This window comes from Candidatus Wallbacteria bacterium (assembly GCA_028687545.1).
GTDB lineage: Bacteria > Muiribacteriota > JAQTZZ01 > JAQTZZ01 > JAQTZZ01 > JAQTZZ01.
In genome coordinates this window covers 1-5252 of record JAQTZZ010000100.1, presented here as the reverse complement: position 1 = coordinate 5252, position 5252 = coordinate 1, and the positions used below count along the sequence as shown (strand labels likewise).

Sequence of the window (5252 nt, the reverse complement as noted above, 5' to 3'; positions counted from 1 at the left end):
ACCGATAAGTCGTGCGAAATGAAGAGCATGGTCAGATTCATTTCTTTCTTCAGATCATTCAGCAGGTTGATGATCTGCGACTGCACTGACCCGTCCAGCAGGCTCACAGGTTCGTCGGCGATGATGAATTCCGGCCTTAAAATCAGGGCCCGCGCAATGCAGACACGCTGCTGCTGCCCGCCAGAGAGCTCTTTGGGATAGCGCCGCAGATAGTCAGGTGACAGGCCTACCCTGCCGAGCATTTCAATGATCAGCTGCTCGCGGTCTTTGGCATCGTAATTGCCGTGTATCATCAGAGGCTCTTCCATGATTTTCCGGATTTTCAGGCCCGGGTTGAATGAAGCGTAAGCGTTCTGGAAGATCATCTGCATCTTGCGGCGATACGGGAACCAGCCGTCCCTGTCCTTATGCAGCAGCTCATATTTAGACTTGAAAATCCTGAGTTCCTCGGATTCGCCGCCTGTGCGCAGCGGTTTCTGGGCGAGCTCCTCGATCCGCTGGAATTCCTCGGGCTGCAGGCCGTAATAAAACTCCCCGCTGTCCAGAGGAAACAGCTTCAGCATGCCTTTAGCAAGCGTGGATTTTCCGCAGCCGGATTCGCCGACCAGGCCTAGAGTTTCTCCCCTCAGCAGATCCAGATTCACATCGCGCAGGGCTGTCACCTGCTCGTTTTTCGCTGAAAAGAAAAAGCTTTTCCGAACTGTATAGGTTTTACTGAGTTTCAAAAGCGAGAGCAGTTTCTTCATTTCTCTCCTGAAGCCAGCCAGCAGCAGGCGAAATGCCCTGGATTCACTTCGAATTCAGGCGGGCTTTTTTTGCGGCAGATATCCATCACCCGCTCGCATCTGTCCGCGAATCTGCAGGACTCGGAATAGCTGAAGATGTCCGGGATGTTCCCAGGTATGGTGTTGAGCCGTTCCAGCCTGCGGGTAATGCGGGGCAGCGAATCGATCAAGCCCCTGGTATAGGGGTGGAAGGCATTCGAAAACAGGGTGTTCATGGCGATCTTTTCCACGATCTCGCCTGCATACATGATGTGGACTCTGTCAGCCATCTGCGAAAGTATGGCCAGGTTGTGCGTGATCAGGATGATGGAATTATTGAGTTCATTCTTGACCCGCAGCAGCAGGTCTATGATCTGAACCTGCAAGGTCACGTCAAGGGATGTGGAAGGTTCGTCAGCGATCAGGAGCGATGGTTTTGTGACAATCGCGAGTGCGATCATCACCCGCTGGGCCATGCCTCCGCTCAATTGATGCGGGTAATAGGAAAGCTTCTTCTCAGGTTCGGACAGCCCCACTTTTTCCAGAGTTTCAAGCGCGAGGAGCCGTGCCTTGCGCTCAGACATTTTCTTATGACAGCGGATGGTCTGGAACATGTGCTGTCCCACGTTGAACACAGGATTCAGAAACGAGACAGGATCCTGGAAGATCATGGAGATTTCCGAACCACGCAATTCGCGCAGGAAATGCTCGGGCATTGTCATCAGGTCTTCAGACCTGAAGCGGACATAGTCGGCAGTGACCTGGGCCGGAGACTGCAGCAGCCTGACCATGGACATGGCAGTCACGGTCTTGCCTGAGCCTGATTCGCCAGCGATCCCAAGGACCTCGCCTTTGTCCAGGTCAAAAGACACGCCTGAGACTGCGGACCCCATGCCTGTCGATCCCGCGAATCTGGCGGTCAGATTCTTCACTTCCAGCAGTTTGTCCATTTTAATCCCTGGCTTGATCCAGGCTCCATTTTTCAATGTTATAAAAGAAATCCCCGGGACCAGGATCGATGTTCCTGACCCTGCCGTTGATGCCGTACAGCACCTTCGGATGATAGAGAAACAGTACAGGCAGATCTTCCTGAAGTATTTTCTGCATCTGAGCGTAGATCCTGATCCGCTCGGTCTTGTCCAGACTGATTCTGCCCTGGTCGAGCAGCTTGTCCATTTCCGGATTGCTGTAGCCGAAGAAGTTGAAACTTCCCCTTTCACTGGCGGAATAAAAGGCGGCTGCGACATCGTCAGGGTCAGGATTGGGGGCAAGCGCGATCAGGATCATGTCGTAATTTTTCTGGGGCAGAATGTTGCTGACCACGTCATTCCAGTCCAGGGACCTGATGTTGACTCTGATCCCGAGTTTTCTGAGATTGTCGCGCACCATCAGGGCCACCAGCTCACGCTCATGGTCGCCCCTGTTGATGATCAGAGTGAAATTGAAGACTTCCCCTTTGCGTGCGAGCAGACCATCCGAATTTTTGGCAAAACCTTCGTCTGCCAGAAGTTTCTCCGCCATTTCCAGGGAATAGGGGTAGGGCTTGAGTTCACTGTTGTAAGCCCAGTGTCTCCTGGTGAAGGGGCCGCTGGCTTCCTCGCCCATCCCGAGCAGCACTCCTTCGATGATCTGGTTGCGGTTGATGGCATAATTGAGAGCAGTTCTGACATTTTTACTGGCAAAGAGCGGGTGCTTGAGGTTGAATCCCAGCAGGCTGAAAGCCGCGGAGTCAAAGGCGTACTTGGAGATGGCGGCCTGCTGCTTGTCACTGCCCCAGTTGGTGTAGTATTGTTCGGCCCTGAGCGGCATCACGTCGATCTTGCCCTGCATCAGTTCGAAGAACAGGATCGTGCTGTCAGGAATCACCTGATAGACGAAGCGGTCCAGATAGGGCCGGCCTTTGAAATATAAAGGATTGGCGATCAGATGCAGCATTTCCCCGGGCTCCCATGACACGAACTGGAAAGGGCCTGTCCCTATCGGCGACTGGTTGAAACTGGATGTTTTAAGATCTTTTCCAAGCAGCAGGTGCGAGGGAATAATCCTGAGAGTGAACAGGTCAAGCATGGCTGCATACTTCCGTTTGAAAAAGAAAGTCAGCTGGTGTTCGGAAAACTTCTCCACTTTGTCGATCACTGAATACTGGTCTGTAAAAGGATACGGCCCCTTGCACATCTCCTGATAGGTGAAGACCACGTCATCTGCAGTCAGGGCCTGGTTGTCGTGCCATTTCACACCTTTTTTCAAGTTGAAGCTGATCTTCAGGCCGTCTTCAGAGATCTGATATGATTCGGCCAGGTCTTTTTCCAGTTCCCAGTTGTTGTTGTAGCGCAGCAGCCCATTGAAAATCAGCCTGATCACTGTATCAGAGGCGTCGTCCATGTAGAGCAGCGGATTGAGAGTGACAGGTTCCTTGATCGAGCCTGCCACCAGGGTGCCGCCGTATTTGGGAGGTTTCGGAATTGTCTTGGCCGGTTCTTTTACGGGTTCGATAACTGCTTTCTGGCCGCTCCCGCAGCCCTGACAGAGGAACAGTAACAAAAGAATGCAGAGCAGTCTTTTCATCATTCCGCCTTAATATTTCTGAAGCTTTTTGGGGACATACCATTTCTCTAAATTGTAATAAATACCGGAAGGAGCGACCTTGATCCCGTGGATGCGGTTGTCGACAGCCACGATGGCGTCAGTCACGTAGAGGAAGGTATAAGGCTGATCTTCATGGATAATTGAGTGCAGCTTATGATAGATCTGCTTGCGCAGCTCCAGGTCAAATGTGGTGCGTCCCTGTTCCCAGAGCCTGTCTGCTTCTGGATTGATGTATGACATGTAATTGTTGCCGTTCTTGCCGGCCGGCATATCCGGAATCTGGGATGAATGCCAGATGCTGTAATGGTCCGGATCGAGTCCCTGCGACCATCCCAGAATCATGGAGTCGAAATTCTTGTCGTCGCACATTTTCATCAGAACAGTCCATTCCACCTGTTCGATTTTCACTTCGATCCCGATGCTTTTCCAGCAGTCCTGGGTAAGCTGGGCGATCAGCTTGAATGTCTGCTTGCCGTTCGGAATGGAGAGCGTAAACGAAAATCTGCGGCCATCCTTTTCCAGGAAGCCGTCATTGTTGGAGTCAGACCACCCGGCTTCAGCGAGAAGTTTCCTGGCTGCTGCAAGGTCATAGGGGAGAGGCTTGATGGACTGGTCATAAGCCCAGTCTGTCGGAGCGAACGGACCTGAGAGTGTCTGACCGTGACCAAGCAGTACATTATCGATGATGGCCTGGCGGTCAGTAGCAAGAGTCAGAGCTTTCCTGACACGCTTATCTGAAAAAACGGGATTCAGAAGGTTGTAGCCGATATAGGTGTAAAACGAAATCGAAGGATAGGTGTAGATATTGAATCTGGACAGGAATTCCCTTGATTTGGCCTGCTTTTCGTAACGTTCGGGGTCCAGGCCCATGGTGTCCAGCTCGTTCCGCTTCAAGGCCAGGAAAGCCATAGTCTCGTCAGGGATAATCTTATAGACATAGCGGTTGATGTATGGCTTGCCGTCGAAATACTTGTCGAATGCTTCCAGCCGGATCTGCTCGTCAGGCGTCCATTCCACGAACTTATAGGGGCCTGTGCCGATCGGCTGCTTGTTGTATTTGGAAGTGTTGATGTTTTCCTTCTCAAAAATATGTTTGGGAATGATCCCGATGCTCCAGCGGACCAGGGCCGGAGCGAATGGTTCCTTATAATGCATTTTGACTGTGTATGGATCTACGATTTCAAAGGAATCGATCAGGATAAAATTGTCCCTGTCAGCAGTCTTGGTAGCTGGATCCATGATCTTGTCATAGGTGAATTTCACGTCTGCTGCGGTGAAATCCTCGCCGTCATGCCATTTCACGCCTTTCCTGAGATAAAACGTGATCAGCTGGCCTCCGGCAGAAACTTCAAAGCTGGATGCCAGGTCTCCCACCAGTTCCAGATTCTGATTCCGCTTCACCAGGCCGTTATAAACCAGGCTGATGATGTCTCCTGAGGGTGAGTCTGTATAGATCAGGGGATTGAGTATCACAGCGTCTGAAAGGGCATGTTCGATCAGGGTGTCACCATAGGCGGGAGAAAGATCAAGATCCAGATTTTCCGTTGCAATAGTAGTGGTTTCACTGACTTCCCCTGTCCCGGGCTGGGCTGATCCGGACGGGGTATCAGCTTTGTTGCTGCCGCAGCCGGCAGTGAAAAAAATCATGAAAATACAGATCAGTTGAGATAATTTCATAATTAACTCTCTCTGGTTTTTTAGAGAATAACAGAATTACTGACTGGATTCAATGGGGGGAAAGTCGGATTTCAGGGAAGAAATTTATAGGGATTCACCTGTCTGCCCTGCTGCAGGATTTCAAAATGCACATGCGGACCCGTGGAATTTCCGGTGGAGCCGATGGGCCCGATCCGCTGACCCTGCTTGAGCTACTGCCCCCTCTTAAAAAGGCTGTTCTCAAGA

At 51.4% G+C, this 5252-nt stretch carries 4 protein-coding genes and 1 pseudogene; all 5 read right to left on the bottom strand.

Annotation, left to right across the window (positions count from 1 at the left end; translation table 11 throughout):
• Nucleotides 1-746 (bottom strand): dipeptide/oligopeptide/nickel ABC transporter ATP-binding protein (locus PHW04_19015; GenBank protein ID MDD2717985.1); only part of this gene is annotated, 746 nt, incomplete at its 3' end.
• Nucleotides 743-1714, bottom strand: a complete 972-nt coding sequence (locus PHW04_19010) for an ABC transporter ATP-binding protein (GenBank protein ID MDD2717984.1) — start codon at nucleotides 1712-1714, stop codon at nucleotides 743-745. The genes PHW04_19015 and PHW04_19010, both read right to left, overlap by 4 nt.
• 1 nt (nucleotide 1715) lies before the next feature.
• Nucleotides 1716-3329 carry a peptide-binding protein gene (locus PHW04_19005; GenBank protein MDD2717983.1) on the bottom strand — a complete coding sequence of 538 codons (1614 nt, stop codon included), beginning with the start codon at nucleotides 3327-3329 and terminating at the stop codon, nucleotides 1716-1718.
• A 9-nt stretch (nucleotides 3330-3338) separates the two neighbouring features.
• Nucleotides 3339-5027: a peptide-binding protein gene (locus tag PHW04_19000; GenBank protein MDD2717982.1), complete on the bottom strand. Its 1689-nt coding sequence runs from the start codon at nucleotides 5025-5027 to the stop codon at nucleotides 3339-3341.
• Between the two features lie 71 nt (nucleotides 5028-5098).
• Nucleotides 5099-5206 (bottom strand): annotated as a pseudogene (locus PHW04_18995) (M23 family metallopeptidase).
• Between the last annotated feature and the right edge of the window lie 46 nt (nucleotides 5207-5252).

Coding starts and splice junctions, on each gene's coding strand:
- PHW04_19010 (MDD2717984.1), bottom strand. CDS start 1,714: ATGGACAAACTGCTGGAAGTGAAGAATCTGACCGCCAGATTCGCGGGA.
- PHW04_19005 (MDD2717983.1), bottom strand. CDS start 3,329: ATGAAAAGACTGCTCTGCATTCTTTTGTTACTGTTCCTCTGTCAGGGC.
- PHW04_19000 (MDD2717982.1), bottom strand. CDS start 5,027: ATGAAATTATCTCAACTGATCTGTATTTTCATGATTTTTTTCACTGCC.